Here is a 1205-nt window from a genome sequence, read left to right on the forward strand (position 1 = left end):
GGTCGAGGGCTTGCGGGGGGAATTGTTGGAGGGGCAGGCGCCCTTTCACTGGATGCTGGAGTTTCCCGAGGTGTTCTGGGAGGGGCGGCCGGACCCCCTCGCGGGGGGGAAGAAGAACCGGGTGGCCTACTTTGACGCGGTGGTCGGGAACCCGCCCTTTGCCGGGAAAAATGGGGTGATCGCCGGGGGCGGAGCGCAGTATTTGGACTGGCTCAAGGTCGTGCACCCGGGCGCGCATGGGAACGCGGACTTGTGTGCGCACTTCTTCCGGCGGGCGGACCACTTGCTCGGGCCCCACGGGGCGCTCGGCTTGGTTGCGACCAACACGATCGGGCAGGGGGACACGCGGACGACGGGGCTGGCGGCGTTGGTGGCGAGGGGGGGCGTGATCTATGACGCGACGGTCGACTTGACGTGGCCGGCGCCCGGGGCTGCGGTGACGGTGTCGGTCGTGCACATGGCGACGGGGTCGGTCGGGAAGTGTGTGGAGGAGCCCGTGCTCCGGGCCGTGGACGCGGCGACGGGGCGGCTCACGGCGCGGCGGGTGGCGGTGATCAACTCGCGCCTGGCGGCTCGTGCGGAGCGAGCCGACCCGGTCGGGCTGCGGAGCAACGATGATCTGAGCTTCCAGGGGAGTATTGTGCTGGGCTTGGGCTTCACGCTGACGCCCGAGCAGCGAGACGCGCTCGTGGCCCGGGACGAGCGCAACGCAGAGCTGACCAAGCCCTACCTCGGCGGGGCGGAGGTCAACCGAAACCCAGACCAGGGCTTTGACCGCTACGTGATCGACTTCGGCGACATGACGCTGAGTGAGGCAGAGCGTTGGCCTGACCTCATCGGTATTGTTCGTGACAAGGTCAAGCCTGAGCGAGACAAGAACAAGAGGGAAGTACGTCGCAAGTACTGGTGGAAGTTTGGTGAACGGGCGCCCGCACTGTACGCGGCCCTCGCCGACATCTCGCGGTGCTTGGTGACCGCCCGCGTGACCAAACACCTATGTTTCTCCACGCAGCCACCGGACAGCGTTTTTAGTGAGCAACTGATTGTCATCGTCGCGAGTGCGAGGAGTTCGTTTGCCACCCTCCAGTCCCGCGTCCACGAGCGCTGGGCCCGGGCGCTCGGCTCCTCGATGAAGCAAGACCTCCGCTACACGCCCAGCGACTGCTTCCAAAACTTCCCCTTCCCGTCCCCCGACCCCCGGACCG

1 protein-coding gene is annotated in these 1205 nt (G+C 67.1%); it reads left to right on the plus strand.

Annotated elements, in window-relative coordinates; all coding sequences use genetic code 11:
* Window positions 1-52: 52 nt before the first annotated feature.
* On the plus strand, window positions 53-1205 hold a 1153-nt coding region (locus ENSA5_RS33310; protein ID WP_258183100.1), incomplete at its 3' end, for a type IIL restriction-modification enzyme MmeI.

It is taken from the genome of Enhygromyxa salina (assembly GCF_002994615.1).
In the GTDB taxonomy this organism is placed as follows: Bacteria; Myxococcota_A; Polyangia; order Nannocystales; family Nannocystaceae; genus Plesiocystis; species Plesiocystis salina_A.